This is a genomic window from Trichococcus collinsii, assembly GCF_900107505.1.
GTDB classification, from domain to species: Bacteria; Bacillota; Bacilli; order Lactobacillales; family Aerococcaceae; genus Trichococcus; species Trichococcus collinsii.
Window position 1 is genome coordinate 247315 of the sequence record NZ_FNQH01000004.1, and the last position, 22277, is coordinate 269591.

22 protein-coding genes and 1 riboswitch are annotated in these 22277 nt (G+C 43.8%); of the genes, 5 read left to right on the top strand and 17 right to left on the bottom strand.

Annotation, left to right across the window (positions count from 1 at the left end):
• Positions 1 to 552: 552 nt before the first annotated feature.
• The 4 genes from BLV66_RS15605 (at position 553) to BLV66_RS11270 (ending at position 4176) form a co-directional block, all read left to right on the top strand.
• Complete coding sequence (locus tag BLV66_RS15605) at positions 553 to 720, top strand: hypothetical protein (RefSeq protein ID WP_176974246.1); 168 nt, start codon at positions 553 to 555, stop codon at positions 718 to 720.
• 138 nt (positions 721 to 858) lie between these two features.
• Positions 859 to 1611: a polyprenyl synthetase family protein gene (locus tag BLV66_RS11260; protein WP_086986258.1), complete on the top strand. Its 753-nt coding sequence runs from the start codon at positions 859 to 861 to the stop codon at positions 1609 to 1611.
• A gap of 7 nt (positions 1612 to 1618) precedes the next feature.
• The gene (locus BLV66_RS11265) at positions 1619 to 3577 is read left to right on the top strand and encodes a sensor histidine kinase (protein ID WP_143033131.1); all 1959 of its coding nucleotides are present in this window, start codon (positions 1619 to 1621) and stop codon (positions 3575 to 3577) included.
• Positions 3574 to 4176: a response regulator transcription factor gene (locus BLV66_RS11270; RefSeq protein WP_086986260.1), complete on the top strand. Its 603-nt coding sequence runs from the start codon at positions 3574 to 3576 to the stop codon at positions 4174 to 4176. Before BLV66_RS11265 ends, BLV66_RS11270 begins: the two co-directional genes overlap by 4 nt.
• Positions 4177 to 4561: 385 nt before the next feature.
• Here the strand turns inward: BLV66_RS11270 and BLV66_RS11275 are convergent, their stop codons facing one another.
• The 5 genes from BLV66_RS11275 to BLV66_RS11300 form a co-directional block, all read right to left on the bottom strand.
• Positions 4562 to 4801, bottom strand: a complete 240-nt coding sequence (locus BLV66_RS11275) for a hypothetical protein (protein ID WP_086986261.1) — start codon at positions 4799 to 4801, stop codon at positions 4562 to 4564.
• Positions 4802 to 4886: 85 nt separating this feature from the next.
• Entirely contained in the window at positions 4887 to 5075 is a 189-nt protein-coding gene (locus tag BLV66_RS15905) for a Mov34/MPN/PAD-1 family protein (protein ID WP_086986925.1), read from the bottom strand.
• Positions 5076 to 5358: 283 nt separating this feature from the next.
• Positions 5359 to 5916, bottom strand: coding sequence for a hypothetical protein (locus tag BLV66_RS11290; protein ID WP_086986263.1), 558 nt, complete (start codon positions 5914 to 5916; stop codon positions 5359 to 5361).
• 396 nt (positions 5917 to 6312) lie between these two features.
• Positions 6313 to 7854, bottom strand: coding sequence for a sensor histidine kinase (locus BLV66_RS11295; RefSeq protein ID WP_086986264.1), 1542 nt, complete (start codon positions 7852 to 7854; stop codon positions 6313 to 6315).
• Entirely contained in the window at positions 7844 to 8545 is a 702-nt protein-coding gene (locus BLV66_RS11300) for a response regulator transcription factor (protein WP_086986265.1), read from the bottom strand. The genes BLV66_RS11295 and BLV66_RS11300 overlap by 11 nt, the downstream gene beginning before the upstream one ends.
• 166 nt (positions 8546 to 8711) lie before the next feature.
• On the opposite strand from BLV66_RS11300, the gene BLV66_RS11305 reads away from it, so the two are divergent.
• Complete coding sequence (locus BLV66_RS11305; protein WP_086986266.1) at positions 8712 to 9068, top strand: hypothetical protein; 357 nt, start codon at positions 8712 to 8714, stop codon at positions 9066 to 9068.
• Positions 9069 to 9336: 268 nt separating this feature from the next.
• Here the strand turns inward: BLV66_RS11305 and BLV66_RS11315 are convergent, their stop codons facing one another.
• The 12 genes from BLV66_RS11315 to glmS form a co-directional block, all read right to left on the bottom strand.
• Complete coding sequence (locus tag BLV66_RS11315) at positions 9337 to 10110, bottom strand: energy-coupling factor transporter transmembrane component T family protein (protein ID WP_086986268.1); 774 nt, start codon at positions 10108 to 10110, stop codon at positions 9337 to 9339.
• Positions 10107 to 11594, bottom strand: coding sequence for an ABC transporter ATP-binding protein (locus BLV66_RS11320; RefSeq protein ID WP_086986269.1), 1488 nt, complete (start codon positions 11592 to 11594; stop codon positions 10107 to 10109). The genes BLV66_RS11315 and BLV66_RS11320 overlap by 4 nt, the downstream gene beginning before the upstream one ends.
• Before the next feature lie 14 nt (positions 11595 to 11608).
• Positions 11609 to 12187, bottom strand: coding sequence for an ECF transporter S component (locus BLV66_RS11325; RefSeq protein ID WP_086986270.1), 579 nt, complete (start codon positions 12185 to 12187; stop codon positions 11609 to 11611).
• Positions 12188 to 12223: 36 nt separating this feature from the next.
• The gene (gene tenA / locus BLV66_RS11330; RefSeq protein WP_086986271.1) at positions 12224 to 12898 is read right to left on the bottom strand and encodes a thiaminase II; all 675 of its coding nucleotides are present in this window, start codon (positions 12896 to 12898) and stop codon (positions 12224 to 12226) included.
• Between the two features lie 149 nt (positions 12899 to 13047).
• A riboswitch (TPP riboswitch) is annotated at positions 13048 to 13174 on the bottom strand.
• A 311-nt stretch (positions 13175 to 13485) separates the two neighbouring features.
• The gene (locus BLV66_RS11335; protein ID WP_086986272.1) at positions 13486 to 14148 is read right to left on the bottom strand and encodes a transaldolase family protein; all 663 of its coding nucleotides are present in this window, start codon (positions 14146 to 14148) and stop codon (positions 13486 to 13488) included.
• A 6-nt stretch (positions 14149 to 14154) separates the two neighbouring features.
• The gene (locus BLV66_RS11340; RefSeq protein WP_086630045.1) at positions 14155 to 14523 is read right to left on the bottom strand and encodes a PTS glucitol/sorbitol transporter subunit IIA; all 369 of its coding nucleotides are present in this window, start codon (positions 14521 to 14523) and stop codon (positions 14155 to 14157) included.
• A 255-nt stretch (positions 14524 to 14778) separates the two neighbouring features.
• Positions 14779 to 15771 carry a PTS glucitol/sorbitol transporter subunit IIB gene (srlE, locus tag BLV66_RS11345; protein WP_086986273.1) on the bottom strand — a complete coding sequence of 331 codons (993 nt, stop codon included), beginning with the start codon at positions 15769 to 15771 and terminating at the stop codon, positions 14779 to 14781.
• Between the two features lie 63 nt (positions 15772 to 15834).
• Positions 15835 to 16383: a PTS glucitol/sorbitol transporter subunit IIC gene (srlA, locus tag BLV66_RS11350; RefSeq protein WP_086986274.1), complete on the bottom strand. Its 549-nt coding sequence runs from the start codon at positions 16381 to 16383 to the stop codon at positions 15835 to 15837.
• A 40-nt stretch (positions 16384 to 16423) separates the two neighbouring features.
• Positions 16424 to 16876: a transcriptional regulator GutM gene (locus tag BLV66_RS11355; protein ID WP_086986275.1), complete on the bottom strand. Its 453-nt coding sequence runs from the start codon at positions 16874 to 16876 to the stop codon at positions 16424 to 16426.
• Positions 16877 to 18757: a BglG family transcription antiterminator gene (locus tag BLV66_RS11360; RefSeq protein WP_086986276.1), complete on the bottom strand. Its 1881-nt coding sequence runs from the start codon at positions 18755 to 18757 to the stop codon at positions 16877 to 16879. It abuts the gene before it with no gap.
• A gap of 15 nt (positions 18758 to 18772) precedes the next feature.
• Entirely contained in the window at positions 18773 to 19576 is an 804-nt protein-coding gene (locus BLV66_RS11365) for a sorbitol-6-phosphate dehydrogenase subunit (protein WP_086986277.1), read from the bottom strand.
• A 693-nt stretch (positions 19577 to 20269) separates the two neighbouring features.
• Positions 20270 to 22078, bottom strand: a complete 1809-nt coding sequence (gene glmS / locus BLV66_RS11375) for a glutamine--fructose-6-phosphate transaminase (isomerizing) (RefSeq protein ID WP_086986279.1) — start codon at positions 22076 to 22078, stop codon at positions 20270 to 20272.
• Between the last annotated feature and the right edge of the window lie 199 nt (positions 22079 to 22277).

Consider the following 22277-nt stretch of genomic DNA (forward strand, 5'->3'; position numbering starts at 1 on the left):
CTAATATTAATCGATAATCAAGTCTATTAACTTGAAAGTCCAAATAAATCAGAAAAAAAGTAGCTAGCAATGCGAAAAAAAGCATTACCTCTGAAATTTTCATATAAGTGCCTTCCTTTCTTGATTTGTTGTTGGATTTTATCCCGGGAGTCGGAGTCCATTCTTAATATATAATTTTATTGAGATACTCACACATTATTCTGTAAAAAAAGTGCTATAATAACAGCTGAAGGTTCAAAAAAGTGCAGTGAGCCTCCTCCTTAATGCTTTTAGTTTGTTAAGCAGCAACCAACATTTTTCTCGGCTTTATCTTCACAGAAAAATAATGGTGTTATGACATTTACATGAACCAATACCTCCGTTTCAAATTGACATTAAAAAGACTTCAGAAAGCCCATGTTCCTAAAGTCAGTTTAAATGATTCCTATATCGAGAGGTATGAGTAAAACCGGCAACCCCCTATGTATTCATGGACATACTCATCTTTGAAAAGATAGAATATTTATTGGAAGACTACATACTGAACGTAAAATGAAAAAAAGGAGCGGCTGTATGGATAAAGTAATCGAAGAGAAGTTGAAAAAAATTGAGGAGGAGATACTGTTAAAGAGAAAGAATCCATTGTTTGATATCAGGAAAAACGGAAATGTATCCTTCTCGTTGAATGGTGAAAACAACTGGGTTCGAAAAATTGATATACAAGAATATGGGAACTTATAAAATTGAAGAGGAATATGGTGTAGCTTTAACTGCCTACTTATCAGAATTTAAGAAGAATTTTTCTTCTTCCTTTGTGGATCTCGTGGAAATGGAGTTGTCAAAAAAAATACGGACAGATTGTCGTTAGGGAAAGTTTATTTGTTTCTTTCTTTGGATCAAAATAAACTACAGTCCCTTCCAACAAAGAATCAGATTGCGGTCAGACTGGATATTCTTTTTATTTTGTGTGATTACCTTGATGATATTTTAGACGGGGACAGTGTGATTACTTTGCCAAAAAATGAGTTGCTCATTACTGCTATGTCTCTACTTTTTATAAGTATAGGAGAGCTTTGTGAACTCAACAAAAACTATCTCGATACCTCTAAAATATTATTTTTTCTTACAGAATCAATAAACGGAGAGCGTTTCGATTTTTATTCAACACTTTCAGAAGATTCCTCTGCAGAAGTTTATTTTTCTAAAATGCTACAGAAATCTACTCCTTTAGTTCAACTGGTCTTCTACCTTGCTTGTCCTGATAATGAACTTATTTGGAAAGACTGTGCACAAAATCTCTCTACTGCCTTTCAACTGCAAAACGATGCGCTAGACTGCATGGACACGAGCAAGTCGGATTTGGTTTTATTCAAGGAAACGCTTCCCTTCATAAAGGCCCTTGAATACGCAAGGATACACACCGATAAAAGGTTTCTCACTATTATTGAGCATCAAATAACTGATGAGGATTCTCTAGCTTTCTTAGCATTTTATATGGAAGAATGCGGTGCGGTTGAATATTGTTTAAGAGCTGCCTCGCTTTACTTTGAAGAAGCTTTTCAAATTCTAAAGAATAATTCTAACATTTCTGTAGAAGTTTTCACCTTATTAAAGAGCTATTTAAAGGAGTAACATGGATTTGAAAATAATGAAAATAGCTAGCGTTACAATGCCTTGGCTTATTATACTGACCTATATGTTTTATTACCTAACCGCAATGGAACAAACGGATTTTATTTATCTCTTTATTGGCGCCTATATTTTTTCGTTAGGCAGTTTTATTTATTTAAATATACCCGACTATCCTTCCTCATCCAGGTTTTATAATTTAACTACGATTATGGCTTTGATGTTCTTGTTTATTTACTCTAACGTCCCTTGGCTTAATTTTACTGGGTTATTGCTTTTGTGTCTTTGCCCAGTTTCGCTTTATTTATTTCTATATTCATTTATTCAATCAGAAAATAGAAAACTATTTAAAATAAGTATGTTAATTTTAACAGGTAGTTCAATTTATTCGTTTTTTTCTTTTATTCTCAAAATTTATCCGGAATTCACCTTGCTGTTACTGTTATCTATTTCAACCACTACAAGCTATATAACTATATATAAGGAACGTAAACTGTTCTTTAGTTCATTAAGTTTTAAATTTTTAAGTTTTTCTGTTCTGTTGGCCTTTATTCCATTCATCGTTAGTTATTCTTTGCCAGCGGTCTTTTCGTCTGGCGTATTGGGCGATCCGAGGACAGCTTTATTAGTTTTGGTATTTCCGACGTGCATTGCCTGTATCTTGAGTTATATGAAGACGATTTCGTTACCGGATAACCTTATTTTGAATATGGCAATCAATATTTTAAGCTTTTGTTTTTTTATAATCATCAGTTGGTTGGAAGTTTCTTTGCAAAACAAACTGATAATCACGCTGCTTTTTTATTTCTTTTGTTATCTCTCTCACTTTTTGATTCAATTTATTCAGCACTTTAAAAAAATGAGAGCCGAAAAAAATATTGAAGAGTTGAATAATGAAAAAATAGAACTCCTGAATCAGGTTACGTACTCTAATTTTATGAATAGCGTGTCCAATTTACTGCTGAATCGATTGAAAGGTGAAACAAAAAGTTCGACAATATTAGTTATGATGCAATCGAACAATCAAAGATTTGTACTCTGTCAGTCCGGAAACAGAATTTCTCGAGCAATAAAAAAAGAACTCTTTTCGTCGCTCTCTTCAAAGCAAGAAGTAACTATACGTGGAAACACTTACCATTATTTATCCGTTTCAAGATTTCACGAAAAGTTATTTGTCTTTATAGAAAAAACAGACTATTCGGTTGATTTAGATCATATAGAAGATATCCTTCATCAATACGAAGGGATTATTACGACTATCAGGAAAATGCATACTAACCAGCAAAAATATATTGATTCATCACTAGGAACAACCGAATTACTACAAGCAAAACTATTCAATAATCTTGAAAAAGAAAAAACAAAATATACGCATTACTTGCACGATAGCGTCCTACAGTCCGTTATCGGATTACATACCCTTGTCTCAAATCTTCATGGAGATGATGAAATAGAATCCTTAGTACGCATAGAGTTTTCAAAATTAATTCGATCTATACGAGATGAAGTTTTTAATATTTCGCCATCTACATTATATTATTTAAGTTTTGAGGAAAACATTCAAATTCTAATAGAAGATTTCAATCACAAGTATCCTGAAATTGAGTATTTATTGATTTATCAGTTAAATGGGGAACTACCCAAACACTTAGTAGCTCCTGTATATAGAGTCATTAAAGAGCTCAACGAAAATATTGGGAAACACTCACAAGCTACTTATGGAATAACCAAAATACTCAATAAAAAAAATATTCTATCAATAGTCATTGAAGATAATGGAAAAGGAATACATGATTACTTTAAAATTGAAAAAAATTTATTTAAGGGGAAAGAACATATCGGACTTCTTTCTATAAAAAATGATTTAAAGTGGTTAAATGGATCTTTTGAGATTTCTCCAATGGAAACAGTTAACTCTGGAACCATCATAGAAATAAACATTCCTTTTGAAAAAGGTGAAGCCTTATGAGAATACTGTTAATTGACGATCATCACTTAATCGGAAGAAGTCTGGAGATATCGCTCAAAAGTTATTCTGAAATATCAGATTTTTTTTACCTATCTGATCCAAAGAAAGCCCTCGAAGTTGTAGATTCCTACATGCCATCCATCATCTTAATGGATATTCACATGGGCGAATACAACGGACTAGAAATCGGGAGCCTAATACTACAAAAATACCCGGTAAAACTGGTTTTTTTGTCAGGCTTTAGCCTGATAGAATATAAGGAGAGAGCTTTTAAGATTGGTGCTCATGGTTTTTTTGATAAGCACATCGAAGCAGATGATTTAGTGGATAATCTGAAAATCATTCAATTTGAAAACAAGAAAATTTTCCCTGAATTTAAGGCTAAAGGGCGAATCCTTTTAACAGACAGAGAAAAAGAAATTTTACAACTGATCTCTCAAGGAGTTAAACAAACCGCGGTTGCATCTGAACTGGGAATTTCGGAAAGGACCGTTCGAAATCACATGTATTCTGTAAGTGAGAAACTACAAACGAGTACTGTTGTTGAATCAGTAATTAAAGCGATTGAATTGGGCATTATCAATGTTCGCCTACAATAATGCTAACTGATGTACGAAGTTTCAGATCACATGAAGGAATGGCCTTTATTGTCACACTTGCACCATCGAAGGAATTTTTTCCATCGTATAGTTATTCAAGGCTTAGTAAACTTCCAGAAGAAAAGAAGATAGAGTACATAGAACAGATTTCAATATTTTTAACTAATGCGATTACGATTATTACTGCCCGCGCTGAACGATTATATCAAATTGAGAATAATGAAATTTTCGTCCGAAGTTAGCGCGTTGGGAAAGGTTACGATGAAGCAGAAGGAGTTACACAAGGCCGTTATCCCTCTTCATTATAGATTCTGGGAATTCATGTTAAAAAAATAAGAAGGAACAAACAAATATTTCTGTTTGCCCCTTCTTATTTTTTAACTATCTAATCTTTTTCTCCATCTACATCGTATTGAAACTTTTCTTTTGATTTAAGTTTATTCCGTTCACGTCTAACTCTTAACAACTCAAGCAGCGTCAAAAATGATGCTGTATAGAATCCAGAACCAATGAAATCTCTATTAATAATATATTCTATAGCAATTCCTATTAGACTTGCTATAGAATATATTATTAGGACATTAAGATACGGATGTTTCTGATAAAATTTCTTATAAAAATTCATGATGTTTAAACCTCAAATCTGCCTCTTTATAAAGTTTTATATTTTTGTTGCTATAGCTCTTCCAGCGATGTCCAGCTTTGGTAATTCAGTTATTTGCTCCCTTTTGGTGTCGTAACAGAATGTTATTGAATGAAGTAAGGGATATACTACACGAACACCTCTTGTCTTTCGGACTAGGTATAGGAGAGATATTAGGATGAGTGTGCCACTCTCCTAAATAATTTAATTTCCCCTTTTTTACAATTGTTAAATCACTTAAGTTAATGACAGTGATCGCGAGAGGTAGACCTTATTTCGTTCAAATGTAGTAAAGTTGAGTTACTTGATTCCAAAAACAAAAGCTAAGATTAAAAAAATAGCGAGAATGATGATGGAATCTATTTTAATCCTATTTTCTCTTTTCTTTGTATAGAATATTTCCAAAATCAGTAATCCTAAAAATACTGCTCCTAAAAGGTATTGTACCCAGCGGATGTAAGGTGTATCAGCATACTCACAAAGAATTAAGCTTATAAATATAAGCCCATAGAAGCGATTAAATTTTCTTTTCAATATTATCAATCCATTCCGTTATCTGAATAGGTTTTTAAAGATATCCCCTGACCAATATATCCAGTAAAGTTGCTGTATTTCCAGACTGTGGTCTTCACTTCAACATAAGTTATACCGTTCGTCCTCCAAGTTGTTTGGTTTACAGTGTAATAAACAGAGGGGAGGTTTGTACCAAATACAATGTTAGCAACTTCTATGGCAGCAGCATACTTCAAATTACCTTTAGTAACGAGAAATGCAGCTAAAGCTGAAACTGTTGAGAGGTTTACCTTTCCCGATAATACTCTGACTGTGCTTTTGGGGTAATCTCCTCCAACATACATCGTGGAGAATTTGCCTGGTTGAGTTGGAAACAATTGAGCATTTAGAGCTGCTAAATCCTCAGAAGAAATAATATAATTCTCTTCTACAGTATTAAAATCTTTTTCCAAAGTACTTGTGGGCGTATAATTACTATTTATTTTTTCTAAAATCGAAGTGCTATTTGTTACTAACGAGCGGGAAGGTTCTATTTCTGCCGCAGCCACTACAGACAAGGGAACTATAGTGTTTGAAGTAAGCAATGAGAGAGAGCACCCCTAATAATATATTTTTCTTGAACATAATCTAAAATCGCCTCCATGAGTTTAATATAGAAAAAATTGTGGTGTACTAATAAATCAAAAAAAATCGGATTGTAATCCTGAATGATTCATACTTTTTCAACTTGAAATTAGTATACTATGTTACCTGAATTCTAACCTGAGTAAAAACGGCAAGTATTACCTATAAATAGATTTTATATATCAAATTCATTTGCGCATTGGCCGAATAGTAGCTCATAATCATAATACTCTCTTTCTGTTTGTGGCAAGTATGTACGTTTATCTTGCCACAAACACTACTGGACTCATAGAACATATACTAGAAAAAAAACAAAAAAATCAGCTGCAGAGCGTTAAACACTGCAGCTGATTTTTTTATTGGTTCAGATCAAAAAGGAAGGTGGAACCTTTTCCCGGTGTGCTTTCGACCGACAAAGCGATGCCGTGTCGATCAGCTATCTGCTTGGCGACAGCCAAACCCAGACCGGTGCCCTGCTTGTTGCTTTCTTCGTTTGATTTGAAGAACTTTTCAAAGATGTACGGTTGATCCTTTTCAGGAATCCCCTGCCCGTTGTCGCTGACAGCTAATCGGCAGCCTTCACCCAAGGAAGTCAACGTGATCCGGATTTCGCTCTTTTCGGCTGAAAATTTGACGGCATTTTCCATCACGGCAAGCAGCATCTGCCGCAGCCGGGTATAATCCCCCATCAACATGAACGAAAGCGGCTCTTTCGAGAAAGTCAGCGTAATACCCTTTTCCCTTGCGATATAGCGCACGGAACGGATGGCATTCTCCACGACATCCACAAAATTCAAGGAGCTCATTTCCATTTGATAGTCCGGGTTCTGCAGCCGCGACAGTTCCAACAGGTCGTTGATCATCCGCTCCAGATGGATGCTTTCGGTCAGCATCTGCTGGTGGTATTCATCGATTTTGGAGGGATCCTCGACCACATGATCGTTCAATGCCTCCAGAGAGCCGCGGATGACCGTGACCGGCGTGCGCAATTCATGGGAAATACTCGTGATGAAATCCTTCCGCATCTTATCCAGTTTGGCGCTCTCTTGCGCAGCTTCAGCCAACTTGTCCGCCAGAATATCGATGTTGGCAGCAAGCGAACCCATTTCATCATTCTGGATGATCCCCGTATGGGCTTCGTAATGGTTATCCGCCAACTGCTGTGTCGTTTCTTCCATCCTCTTCAGCGGCTGGATGAACCGTTTCGCCAACAGGACCGCTATCCCGACCGCGGCAATCAAAGCCAAAGCCAAACTGATCCCCAAAGTCGAAAATCCCGACCGCACGGCAGTCTGCATGTTTGCGATATAGTCGTGCAATAGGACCGCAGCGATGACCTCCCCTTCTGAGGAGAGCACCGGTGCCCCGACCGTGATGGAGGTATCCTCCAATAACGGGCTGAATCCTTCGCTGAAGGCGACTTCCCCTTCGAATACCTCGTCGACAAGCGCCAGCGCAGCGCCTGGGAGTTCGGCGTAAGTGATCTCTTTTTTGCCGGTCCCGACACTGATCGTCTCCGCGGATTGATCGACAATCCACACCTCGCCCATCGCGATATCCTGAATGGCCGTGATATAGGCGTTGTATCCGTTCACATTGTTGCGCCCGGTCGTACCCGTGGCACCACTTTGCGCGAGCAGAGCATTATTTCCTGTTTGCTTTCCGATGGCATTGCCCTTGGCAGTGAGCGCAACCTCATCTAAAGCGGGACTCCCGTCTTCCAGATAATCGGCTACGCCGGCCGCGATCGCCTCAGCCCGTTCCTGCATATCCGCCCGATAAATCTCTTCGGTATGCCGGGTGAACAGCAACCGGAAGGCCCCTCCGACAACCAAGGAAAACAGCAGGATGACGGAAGTGAAATAGAGGACTAGCTTGCGGGTGATCTTATACTTCATCCGGATTCACCTCAAACTTATAGCCGATGCCCCAAACGGTTTTAATATCCCACGACGGATGGGGAATTTGATCGACCTTTGCCCGCAGCCGTTTGATGTGCGAGTCGACCGTCCGATTATCGCCGAAATAATCGTAGCCCCAAACGCTGTCCAATAAATTGTCGCGGCTGAACACCTTGTTCTTGTTCGTTGCCAAAATCCAAAGCAACTCGATCTCTTTTTTCGTGAGATGGACTTGGTGCCCAGCGACCTTTACGATGAATTCGTCCAATCGGATCTCCAGATCTTCATGGACGTAAAGTTTATGATGGTCCTTATTGTCCGGTGTCTGATCCAACCGCCGCAGGATTGCCCGGATGCGCGCCATCACTTCACCCGGCGAAAATGGCTTGACGATGTAGTCGTCCGCTCCGATATCCAAGCCCATGATCCGTTCAAAATCTTCCCCTCTGGCGGTCACCATGATGATGGGGACCGAGGAAACTTTCCGGATTTCCCTGCACACTTCGAAGCCATCCTTTTTCGGCATCATCACATCCAACAGAATCAGATCGAATTTGTCTTTCCCGAATTCCTGCAGCGCCTGTTCGCCATCATAGGCGACGACCGCCTCGTAGCCATCCTTTTCTGAATACTCCTTCAGGATAGCTGTTATCTGTTTATTATCATCCGCAATCAATAGCTTTACCATCGGAATCCCTCCTCGGGGAAATCATACTTTAAAAATATGGCAAGATTATGTTGTCACCCCGATAATACCATACAAATGTGCCATAAAAAACACGCTTCTGCCATACTTTTTGATTATTCTTAGGTCAGTAAGAAATAACAAAAAAACATTCCAGGGGGAAACAAAAATGAACAAGACAAGAATCATGACTATCCTTTCCGTTGCAGGCTTATTTGTTGGAGGGGCCGCACCAGTATTGGCAGCGAGCGACACGGCAGCCCAGAACGGCACTATGACCCAAGAGCAGATCAAGTCAGGCGAATGCACAAATGAAGGCGCAAAAAAACAAGGCAATGAAGAGGCAACCATGAAACGTGCCCGCGAGAAAAGCGGAACATGCGACGGAACTGGTACGCAAGCCAATCAGGACGGTAACCAAAACGGCACCGGCGAGACAGACGGCGACGGCAACCAATACGGTACGGATGAAACGGACAATGACGGCAAAAACGGCGTCCGCGATCAATCTTGCCAAACTGAATAACAGTCAAGCACATTAGTGTTAAGGCTATGAAACAAGAAGGGACGGTCTCATTGCGAGACCGCCCCTTCTTTGTTGTTTGGTGATTCATTTGTCTGGTCCGGGGTTCGCGTTCGTGGCGAGATTCCCCGCAAAAATGGTTTTGAAGGGGAATCTCGTGTTGTCCGCGGACGTTTTTCCCCGCCAAAGTGATTTTGGCGGTTTTTTGGACTGTGATTTGACCTGATTTTCCCCGTCAAAGGGTTTTTGGCGGGTTATTTCAAGCTTAGATTCAATTTCCGAACAACCCATTCACGCCATAACTCATGCCCGCGAGCAGCACCATATATGCCAGGAACACGAGATCGTTGCCGGAAAAGCCGATATTATAATAGTAGGTTCGGCTCTCCTTGCCGGAAAAACGTTTCGCTTCCATCGCCACGGCGATGCGATGCGCACGCCGAATGCTGCCTGACAGCAACGGGATGGTGTAGACTTTCATCTTGAAGAGGATACCCTGCAAGCCTTTTACCCTTTCGCTGCCGCGCACCTTGCGGGCATTTCGGATTGTTTCGAACTCTTCCGTCATAATCGGGATCAACCGCAGCGCAGCCATGAAGCTGTAGGCATATTTTGGATCCAGCTGAAGTTGCTGCATCAACGAATAAAACAAGTTGACCGGCCGCGTCGTCAATGCGAAGGTCAAACCCAAAACTGAGAATACCATGGCGCGCAAGCCGATCAGCATGCCCCGCAAAAAACTTTCCTCGGTGATGCGGATCAACCCCCATTCGAACCAAAGCGTTTCGCCTTTTCCGAACATAATCATTGCTGAAGCTGTAGACACGAAAATGGCGCAGAAAGGGATCAACAGCAACAAGATCCGCTTCAGGGGCTGTCCCGTAAACAACAGGAACAGGACTAAAAGCCCGATGCCGATCGCCGCCATGCCCTCCAGATTGCAGACTAACATAACAGCGATGCAAAGTAACAGTGACATGCCTAATTTTAGGCTGGGATTGACACGGTGAAGCCAGGTTTCTTTGACTAATTCCCATTCCCTCATCCGCATATCCCCCCTTCCAGCTGCAGTTCGCCGCATCCAGCCGCTCGTCCAGCTGGAGCAGGCTCATTCGTACTGCTGATTTCGCCATCTACAACACTCCAAAACGTTGTCCCATAGCTCCGGGAGAGCACTTCATCATGCGTCACCATCAAGATGACGGCGCCCTTCTTCCGGTAGCTCTCCAAAAATCCCAGCAAAGCAAAGGTGTTTTTAGAATCCAACCCGAAAGTCGGTTCATCCAAGAGAATCACTCGCTGTCCTTGGATGATTGTCGCCGCTACGCTCAGACGGCGCTTTTGACCCATCGAAAGTTGGAAAGGATTCTTATCCCGCTGTCCAGTTAACTGGAAGAGCGTCAGATATTCCTCCACAAGCTTCTCGATCTCCGATTTTCCCTTCCCGTCCATTCGGAGCGAATAGGCCATCTCTTCATAGACCGTGTTCGCCACGAACTGGTACTCCGGATTTTGGAAAACGAAAGCCACCCGTTCGGCCAACTTTTTCACTTTTTTGATCGGTTTCCCCGCCAGCTCGTAGTCCCCGCTCGTTTTGATGAACTGCATGACGGCATGGAGGAACGTGCTTTTTCCGGCTCCGTTTTGACCGCGGATGATGACCCATTCACCCGGATAGGCCGCCAACTCGGCTCCTTGGATTTTGATATCTCCATTGCGGAATCCCTTGAATTCGCGCAATTCCAGCAGCGGACTTTGCAATCTATAGGACTTCTGCTTTCGTTGCAACGGCGTTTCTGCCAAATGCTGTTCCCATACCCCAGGAAACCAGATGCCTTGCTCCTTCATTTCGTCCTTGTAGACCGAGAAGATTTCTTCGTTCGGCCCATCGGCGATGATGCTGCCGGATGCATCGAACAATACGAGGCGTTCGGCGAATGCCAGGACATGATCGATTTTGTGCTCCACAATGATGACCGTTTTGTCCCTGCAGACTTGCTGCAGGACTTCCCATATCGCTTCCGTCCCTTCCGGGTCCAGCATCGCAGAAGGCTCATCCAAAAAGAGCACCTCCGGATCCAAGGCCAACACCGAGGCGATCGCCAGCCGCTGCTTCATCCCGCCGGAAAGGCTCGCGATGGGGATGTGGCTGTCCGCCAATTCCAAGCCCACCTGCCGGAGCGCAACGTCTATCCTGGCGGCCATCTCTTGGCGCGGAACCGACAGATTTTCGAGCACGAAAGCGAGCTCTTCATCGACGTAAGGCATGCAGAACTGACTATCCGGATCCTGGAAAACATAGCCCCAGGAAGCCGGCGTCACGAGCTTGTCGGCCTTCATCGGCACTTCGATCGATTGCGGAATCAGCCCGCTCAACACTTGCAGCAGCGTGGATTTGCCGCAGCCGGACGGACCCAAAAGCAGCACTTTTTCGCCGGCAGTAACCGAAAAGGACAGGTCCCTGAACAACAAATCAGCATCGCCGGGAAATTTCAGCTTCAGCTTCTCGACATATGCTTGTTGCGCCATCTCCGCCATCCTCCTTAATCCATATCTGAGAAATCTTCACTCGTCAGCGGACGGACAAGATTCGTCACGCCGGTATCCTCCAGGACTTCCGCCAAGTAGTAAGCCAGCACGCCGGCAAAGAAAATCGAGCCTGCGAATCGGGCAAGCAAGTAAAGCGCCAAGTTCCAAGGAGCCAATTCAGCTATCTGCCCATTCAAAGCATCCACCAAAAGCGAACCCACACAAGAGGCCGAAGCTGCCAACGCGGCAACCTTCAGGTCAAAACGTTTGTAGCGGAAAGCCATGAAGACCAATTCCGCAAACAACCCCTGCACCACACCGGAAAGCAAGACGGTCAGACCCCAAGGAGATCCCAAAAGAAATTCACCTGAAGCCGCAGCGATTTCCGCCAAAAGCGCCACACCGGGCTTGCGGATAATGAAATAGGCGACGGTGCCGGCGATGAACCACATGCCGTAAAGCAGCTGATCAAGATGTAGACCCAACGGTTGCACCGCGTAATAGACCGTTCCCCATAGGATGTAGACGATCCCGAAAGCGATGGCGATGACGATCGTCACCAAAATATCTGTAAGCTTCAATTCTTTTTTCATTTTATTCTGTCTCCTCTTTTTGTTTGATTTTGTCGCTTATTTTTCCAACGGTACCGGCCATGTTTCCATGCGATAGGCCATTTCCCAAAACGCGTATTCGTATTGGCTGCTGATGATGAAATGCTCTTTCATCCTTTCGCGGTCGGCTTCGCTCACCGCTGCGGCGATCTCATCCAGCCGCTCGATCTGCTCATCCACCCGGTCTTGAAAATCCTTCCCGCCGTAGGTAGCGATCCATTCCTGATAGATCGGTTCTTCCGGGGCCGCATCAATGAATGCATCACCGATTTCGGCGTAGAGCCAGTAGCATGGCAACACCGCGGCGATGACATCGCCCAGATGTCCCGCGTGGCCGGCCCGGTAGAGATGGGAAGTGTAGGCATAGGTAGTGGGCGCGGGTTTGAAACACTCTTTTTCTTCCACGGTGATGCCCAGCCTTTTCGAAAATTGTTCATGCAGGCTGATTTCGGCGCTGTACGTATGCTTCGCGAAGTCGGCGAACTGGTTGGTCGTCGCGATATCCGGTGCTTTGGCCGCGCCGAGTGCCAAAATTTTGGCGAAACGCGTCAGGTAATAGGAATCCTGCTGGATATAAAAACGGAAATTCTCCAACGGCAAGGTTCCGTCCCTGATCCCTTTCACAAACGGATGCTGCATACTGGCCGCCCAGATCGGTTCGACCGCTTGGCGGATTTGTGCTGAAAATGTCATTGATTTCCCTCCATATGCTGTGAGCGCTCCGCCAGGGTCCCGACTTATCCGAACGACCGCTCTTGATTTTTGCAAACAAAAAAACCACTCTCTTCCCAACGGAAAAAAGTGGTTGTATGTTCCTTATGTAATAGGGACTTACTTAGCCAAAAAAGAGGCTGCCACTTCCCTACGCTGGTACAAACCAGATCAGGTTCTAAGGGTCTCGAAGTCCTACTTCGATCTCAGCTTTTTGGCGGACAGTCATCCGCCGGTAAAGCACCCCTAGTGGTAAAAAAGAATATTCAGTTCATTTGTTATTGTTCCTATCGTATCATAATTTTTCCGGAAGTCAACTCGCCCTTAGACCAAATCGCCTTTTCTGTTTAGTTTAGTTTGGCGGTAGATTCCCCGTCAAAATGGTTTTAACGGGGAATCTTGTGTTGCCCGCGGACGCGTTACCCCGCCAAAGTGGTTTTGGCGGGGAATCTCTGAGCATAAATTCGATTTCCATACAAAAGAGGCTGCATCAAATCCAGAAAATCCTGTTCTGGTTCTGATGCACCCCCTTTTCTGTAAGTGAAATCCACATGATCAAGTTCGGTAGTTTACGCTCCGTATTTTCCGAACAGCGCTTGTCCGTCCGCTTCAAAAACCTGCAGTGCCTGCAATGCCAAATCTTTGTTCTGCATACTGTTCAGAACATCCGGAGGAATCGTGGCAGTATGGGCGCCCGACTCCAAGGAATCGATGACTTGTTGGGAATTTTTGAAGCTCGCTGCCATGATTTTGGTCTTGTAGCCTCTAGCATCTATGAACGTCCGCATAGAACGGATTGCCTTGTAGGGATCGATCGCATTGTTCAGCATCCTGTTCACATAAGGTGCCAGGTAGTCGCATCCGGCTGCAGCGGCCAGGATCCCCTGGTCCGCAGAGTAGATCAGCGTGCCGAGGATCGCTCTCTCCGGATCATCCTTTTTCACTTTGTTGATTGTTTCCAAGCCTGCTTGTGTCACGGGAATTTTTATCGAAAGTCGGTGATTTGCATCAAATGTCTTTATTGCTTCATAATCGGCAAACATTTCTTCAGAAGTCGTACCCAGTAATTGCACAAAAAGTTCCGTCGGCTCCAAAGCCAATAAATCTTGTAATTGTTTGAAGCGACTGCCGGAACCAGTCGACAAAATCGTCGGGTTGGTGGTGACTCCTTTCAGAAATCCGCTTTTCAAAAAACTTCCGATTGCTTTGATGTCGTTCGAATCTATGTACATACGCCCCTACCCCACAGTTTCAGTGATTTTGATGATGGTGCCTTCCGCGATTTCATTCACTGTTTTGTTTTCAACATATAGAGAGCCTGCCAATTCAGCGACTGTTTCTCCGCTGAAGTTGATGGTGATGTGTCCCAAATCCCTGAGGTTTTTGTTGACCACATTACCCACGGCTGTGACGCGATAACTATCGTCACCGATAACCAACGCGTGCCCCAGTTGAATATCTTGCTCCAGTGCATTTTGTTCGATCAGGAAGCAATAAGGACGCAATGCTTCTGGAGCATCGTCTCCGAACAATACCATCATATCCTCAGCTAAAAACTCCTTAGCATTGGGGCCGATTTCTGTGACTACCGTTGAATAAATTGACATTTTTCTTCACCTTTTCCGATTATTAGTTTTTAAAGCAATAGTAATTTATTAAATATTCAATCTCAGAAGTGCATCACCTTTGGTGTTTTACTCATTTGCAAAATATTCTGCATTCCCAAAAGATGGCTAGTGGTCCAAGCCGGCCTCTCGGAAATTAGATAAATCTGACCCATTGCGCTCTGCGATGCTCATTCAGGGCCAGATTTCCTAAATTTCTTTCGAGGCAGAGCGGGCTTGTCCCGCTTTTCTTCCTTTTTAATACAATCCGAAGCTTGCTAACCAAGCGACGAATACGCGGGGCACACCGTTCAGGAATCGAGAATAGAGAACGGATGGTACGCCGACTTCTACTGTTTTGGACTCTGCTTCCTGCAAGCCTAACCCGACTGGAATGAAATCGCAAGCATTTTGTGTGTTGATTGCGAACAAAGCCGGTAAAGCTAAGCTTGGCTCGATATTGCCTTTGCCGATTTCAACACCAATCAACGTTCCGATAACTTGTGCGATTACAGCGCCAGGTCCCAATAGTGGAGAGAGGATAGGCAAGGAGCAAATGAAGCCGATGACCATCAATCCCCAGACATTCCCAGCCAATGGAATCATCATTTTAGCGAACAGATTGCCGATTCCGCTACCTTGGATGATACCGATCAGCATCGCTACAAAAGCCATGAACGGGATGATCGTCTGCAATACCGTCTGCACTGCTTCACGGGCTGATTGCAGCATGATGGCGATCCCTTTACCTGCAGCCAAACCGATTTTTGCCACTATGCTGCCTTTTTCTGCGTTTTGTTGCGTCAGCTTTTTGTCTGTAGTGTAAGCGACCTTCTCTTCTACTACTGGTTCTGCAGCTGCTACGCTTGCTGTCTCGCCAGTGACTTGGATCTGATTCAAGCCAACATTTGAAACGTAAATATCTTCGTTGATGTATTTAGCCAAAGGACCTGATTTGCCGGTGGCAACGACATTGATTGTTGGGATGCCTTTTTGAGGATAAATGCCGCATCTCAATGTTCCGCCGCAGTCGATGATAGCCAAAGCTGTTTCATCATCCGGAATGGATGTTTTGAATCCATTAACGGCTTCCATACCTGTAAGTTCAGCGATTCTGTCGACGATGGCAGGTTTTTCCCCGCCGCCTACGATGTAGATGAATTTATGTTTTTGCTCTGTTGGTGTGATGATCAGTGGTCCGCCCCAGCCGCCGGAACCTTTTTCGACTTTGATGCTGTTATATTTTGTCATAATGAATACCCCTCTCATTCTTACGCATTCTATTTGTTTTATGCACCATCTTCTTGATCGTTATTATTGAACTTTCGCGGTTTTGCTCAATTGGATACCTGTTTTTTTGCAGACATAAGCAGTCGTGAAGTCCGTTACGTATGCACCTACAGCATTCATCACAAGCCCGACAAGAAGGTATCGGATAGCCAGCGGTGTGGTGCTCAATCCTAACGTCTCAACACCTGAAGCGATTCCCAGGAATACGAACAATTCGCCTGCATTGATATGTGGGAAAAGACCGTTACTCGTATGGTTGTATTGTGCAAGTGCCGCATAGAAACTTGGCTTGTAGAATTCTGGCAAAAATCTTCCTAAGGTGAATGATGCGGGATTCCCCAACATGAAGGCTGCCAAGAAAGGTAAGATACAGTTTCTGACCAAGGAATATTTAGAGAAGCGTTGTGCGAGGCCATTGATTTTTTCCTCACCGATCAGCTTGATCACTACGTTCATGAATACCATCAGCATCAATACGATTGGGACGATACCTGTCATCCAGCTCATAAATGTATTTGCACCTAATTGAAATAATCCGATAAAGCTTTCTGCACCTTTAACTAGAAAGTCCATATTTAACACTCCTTATTTTATGTATTATTCCTGATACGATTTACCCGAACTTAATGTTTGTAATTTTTTTGGTCAATTCCTTAAATGGGGATTCCTTCTCCGGAATGATTTCTCCGTTTATGAACATCCGGTAATTAGTGACCGCATTCATGATGGTTTTGCGGGTGATCTTGATTTCAGCTAGCACATCCGGATCCTCTGCCTTGATGGCTTCAATCAGTCTGCCGTTGAAATTGTTGTATGGTTTGAACCTAGCCAAGATTGTGGTCCCCTGAAGCTTTTTGCCTCTGACGATGACGCCTTCCTCATCCAGTTGGAACATGATGATCGTTCCGGAAGTCAGCTTCCCTGCCCGTTTGCCTATCGCAACTCTGCCAGCCGCCTTCAATTCGTTGTATTCATTGCCGAAATGTTTGATCTGAAAAAACCCCAGTGCGCTTTGGATCAAAAAAGCGCCGACAACCAGAATACCCAATGCAAGCATATTATTCATCTATTTCGTACCTCTTTTCTCCAGCATCTCAATAAGTCCTTGTGCATCATCCACTTTTTTCAAATCATTGATCAGAGTTGGATCATTGATGACCTTAAAGACAAAATCATATACCTGCATCAAAATTCTCTCTTGCTGCTCAGAAATTTTCTCGGGTGTCACTAGAAATAACATCAAGGAAAACGCATCGTTGCGGTTGGCCATCGTGATGTTCCCCAGGACAAACACCAACTTGTTGATGTTTGGGTCGGTCAAATGGGGGAAAGCTACCTTGTTTTCATAAATCATTGTGTGTCTTTCTTCTTTTTCCACAAACCGGTCCAGAATATCCTCGGAGAGATGGTATCTTCTGGAAAGATAGGACATGATTTCTTCAACATAATCAAAGTAACCCATTTGACCTTTCAGATTGACGAGGTGATAACTGATATCCTCGTTTGTCAGGTATTTGATGTTATATTGATCTTTTTCCACTGCATAAATCTTTTGGGCCAAATCGTCTGGGCTGACCAATCTGTCGATTTTGATGACAGGGACCTCGGTGTCCACGGAAATCTCTTCGGTTGTGAAAAGCAGCCGGAATCGCTTCAATTTTTCTTTCGGCAGACTGTCGGTATTGATATGAACGATATTCATCTCGCTTCCGACAATCTCTTTGATCTGCCTGCAGATCAGCTCAAAACTCCCTCTTCCAAGGTTGGTGATTATGCCGACATCCCTTGTGCTTTTCCCTTTGGAATCGTTCGCTTGCCTTTCATCCAGCATCAGTGCGTAATAGACAGCCAGATAGCTGATATCGTCCGCGCTGGCGCTCAATTGGTACAACCGGTTCAGTTCCGACAACGAAATCTTCGCCAGTTCGAAGGCTAAAGGATATTTTAGTTTGATCTGTTCCAGATAAAGATCCGTGTTCGGAATCCGGAAGACCAGCCTGTTTATCAAGAAAAGCAGATGATATTTGACTTTTTCGAAGAAGGCTTCTTCATCGATCTCGATCATGACCTGATCGCGTACCGTCTTCAGCATGCTGGCAACTACTTGCCTCAATACCTCTTCGTTTTCGGCATTTTCGGTCCCTTTTACGTAAGCGGAGTTCCTTGTGTTGATCGGGAAGGCAAGAAAAGCAATTTCATGGTCATTCAACGCAACCGCAAATTTCTTCTGCAGCAGTTGGGTATAGGCGATGATATTGGTCGAATCCGCCTCAAAGTTTTTGTACATCGGAATCTCGGAATCTATCGTATGCCCATGCGCCACCCTGTGAACGCTTACAGCCAGTGCCTTATAAAGCAGTTCTTTCGCCTGCTCATCCAGCTTGTAGTCCCGGACGAGTCCGTCAAGCGCAGTCTGGATTTCTTGGTCCGGCAGAAAGGTCATCTGCAGCAACTCGAAGACTTCATAGATCAGGACCAAGCGGGTGCCGAATTCACTGCACTGGAAGGTGATGCCTTTGTTCGGGATTCCGACAACTTTCGCATTGTATTTCTCCAAAAGCTGCTTCAGCTTTTTCAGGTCGTTGTTCACCGTGCTCCTGCTTACGCTCATTTCTTCGGAGAGGTCTCCGATATTCAGGTACTCTTCTGTGCATATCAAGCGGTACAACAAGTAAGCAATCCTGCATTCTACTTTATTGAAGTCTTGATGGATATTGTAACGAAGCATGTTGAATATGTTCGCCCCCTCCTTTCTGACGATGCCTACTTGTGATTCATCCTTTTGTTGGATTTTTAAGAATCCTTCATAGACATCGTTCAATTCCGAAATGATTGTTTTGATTTGGTATCTGTTTTTCCCCGACGCTTCCTCGAGACTTTGAAGATCTGTGTCTTTATTTGAAAGTAAGCTTCTCAGCAAAAGTTCTCTATCGCTTGCCGTTGACATGTAAATGCCCCCATACTATCCTCTAGATTTCCCACCCGTAATGTTGATTGTTGTCCCAGTGATATAAGCAGATTTGTTGGAAGATAAGAATGCAACCAAGTAGCCGATTTCATCCAATTTTCCGACGCGTCCCAGTGGAATGCTCTTTTCATACCCTGTATCCAATTGCTCAACCGGTATGTTTCTTGTGTAAGCCAAAGCTTCATTGTAGGCAGGAGTTGTCAATCCTGTTTTTTCGTTGATCCCCGGTGCGATACCGACGACTTTGATGCCAAATTTACCAAGTTCTTTTGCCCATGAACGCGTGTAAGAATTCGTAGCGCCTTTTGTTGCAGAGTAGATGCTTTGACCGACCGAACCTTCCATGCCAGATTCGGAAGAGATATTGATGATCGTGCCTTCCACTTTGTTCTTCAGCATGTTTCTGACGACGGCTTGTGTAGTGAATACCATTCCTTTTTGATTGACTGCTGTCATTTTGTTGAAGGAGTCTTCATCGATTTCGTAGTTTCTTTCATCACTGTAGACATCCACCAATAAGCGCGGCAAGTTCATACCTGCATTATTGACCAAAACGTCGATTTTGCCAAATTTCTCAACAGCTTTTTCGACCATTGCCTCGATGCTCGCGATGGAAGTCACGTCTGTCTTCACATTCAGTTTACCATAAACACTTGTTCCCGTTTCAACACTTAAATCCGCCACAACGACGTTTGCGCCTTGTGCTTTCAAGTGATCCGCGATGTGTAATCCGATCCCTGAATTTCCTCCTGTAACGATAACCGTTTTTCCGTCTAATTCCAACCAGTTGTTTGTCATAATGTTTTGTATCCCCTTTCAATCTCTATATTCCAGAGTATAGACCAAATAAAAAATAAATTAATACAGTCCTTGACCCGGATATGGGGCCCGGTTTTTGAACTAATTCAAATGCTGGAATTTGGAGGGAGAGGATTTAAAACAATTATATGGATCATATTCCGTAAAAAGCGCGCCACGAAAGGGAAAAATTGATTTTTTACACCTGCGGTTTCAGGAGCCGCAAAACTTTTTCCAATGAAAATAGCGTATTAGTGCAACCATTCCTTCACTACAGTGCTATTATCTTTGAACTAATCAGCCCTATTCAACCGCAAACAAAGCATCAGATTTATGGAACTATAAAAAAAATCACTCTCAAAATCTCATACATTATTAAAGATGAAGCTTCGGCCAAGATCAAGTTATCCGGCAATTCTAAGCTCTCCTCCGGTGAACGGAGGCTTCGCCGGAGGAGAGCTCGTATTTTCCAGTTATTCTCCGATGAGAAGAGCTTCGTCGAACTTGCGGCCGAAAATTACCGGTGTCCTCCGGCGTCTGTGCTCCTTACCGGAGCTGATGCCGATTCCACCGCTCTGCTCCGGCAAGCGTAATCAACCCCAAACCGAAAAACAAAAAGAGCAGCACGGAATCCCCCGAAAGGGTTCCATGCTGCTCTACTCAGTTCATTTGATTTGAATAAGTTGCGGTTCTTTATTCAACCGTAACGGATTTAGCCAAGTTTCTTGGCTTGTCGACGTCATAGCCACGGTGAAGCGTTGCGTAGTAAGCCATCAATTGTGTCGGAACGACTGTCATCAGTGGCGCCAGCGCTGGATGAACAGCAGGCAAGATGATTTGGTCGTTGTCATTAGCCAAACCTTTCATTGCAAATACACACGTATTTGCGCCGCGTGAACGCACTTCTTCGACGTTTCCGCGGGTATGGCTGGCAACATCTGCTTGGGTAATGATAGCCAATACTGGTGTTCCTTCTTCGATCAATGCGATAGTGCCGTGCTTCAATTCTCCGGCAGCAAAACCTTCTGTTTGGATATAAGAAATTTCTTTCAGTTTCAATGCTGCTTCCATCGATACGAAGTAATCCAAACCGCGTCCGATGTAGAAAGCATTGCGGGTGTTCGGCAAGTAGATGTCCGCTAATTCGGCGATACGCTCTTTGTCATCGATGATCGATTCCATTGCATTTGCGACAATCCCTAATTCATGGACCATGTCGATTCCCATATCATGACCCGTTCTCGCGCCTAACGCATCAGACAAGACTGCCAAGACTGCGATTTGCGCCGTGTAAGCTTTCGTCGAAGCGACTGCGATCTCAGGACCTGCATGCAACAGCAATGTGTAGTCCGCTTCACGTGATAAAGTTGAACCAGCCACGTTCGTGATCGTCAATGCTGGGTATCCCCATTCTTTTACTTTCACCAATACTTGGCGGCTATCCGCAGTCTCCCCACTTTGGGTCAAGAAGATAAAGAACGGGTTGCCTTTCAATAGTGGTGGGTTGTAAGAAAATTCGCTGGCGACATGCACTTCTGTCGGAATCTGTGCAATTTTTTCCAGATAATGTTTCCCTACCCAACCGGAATGGTAGCTTGTTCCACAAGCCACGATATGGATGCGGTCAGCCTCCAACATAGCAGTGACCAATTCTTCAGGAACAGTCAAGCGACCTTCTGCATTTTGGTATTTTTGGATGATGTTGCGCATAACAGCAGGCTGCTCATCGATTTCTTTCAACATGTAGTAAGGGTATGTCCCTTTTTCCAGGTCGCTGGCATCGATTTGGGCAGTGTATGGATCACGCGTAACTGTTGTTCCATCCAATTTTTCGATTGTGACGCCATCAGCCGTCAATGTGATCATTTCGCCGTCGTGGATTTCCACATATTGGCTCGTGATCTGAACAGTAGCCATCGCATCGCTGGCAACGACGTTGAAGTCATCACCCAAACCGATCAACATTGGGCTTTTGTTTTTGGCCGCGTAAAAGACGTCCGGTGCTTGTGCATCGACTAAAGCGAAAGCGTAAGAGCCTCTTACGATCGATAAAGCGCGGCGCAAAGCTTCTTTTCCGTCCAAGTTTTCTTCAGCAGCGATTTTTCCGATCAACTGCACAACGATTTCTGTATCTGTTTGGCTGACGAAAGTGACATCCTGCAGATACTCATCTTTGATTTCTTTGAAGTTTTCGATCACTCCATTATGGACCAATGTGAAACGTCCATCCGCGGATTGATGCGGGTGCGCATTCTCTGCGCTCGGCACGCCATGCGTTGCCCATCTTGTGTGTCCGATGCCTACATGCGCATCGACCTGTCTGTCGACGATTGCACGCAAATCCGCGATGCGGCCTTTTTCCTTGAACACATGACCTTGGTTTTCAGCGTCTACGACAAAAATACCGGCTGAATCATAACCACGGTATTCCAATTTTTCTAATCCATGCAACAATACCTCTTGTACATTGCCTTTTCCTACATATCCAACTATTCCACACATAAGCGTAAAAATCCCCTTTATTATCTCGATTTTTTCTGGGTGTGGGGATTGATCTCTGTAAGACCGTTTCGGGCTCTGCAGCCGCATAAGGGTCTTTTTTGCCTCAATCCTGTAGACTACACTTGCCTTGGGTCATCCGCCGAATCCTTCGATAAACCCAATCCTCGTCACTTCAGGGCCAATGTTCCTGTGCTCCCTG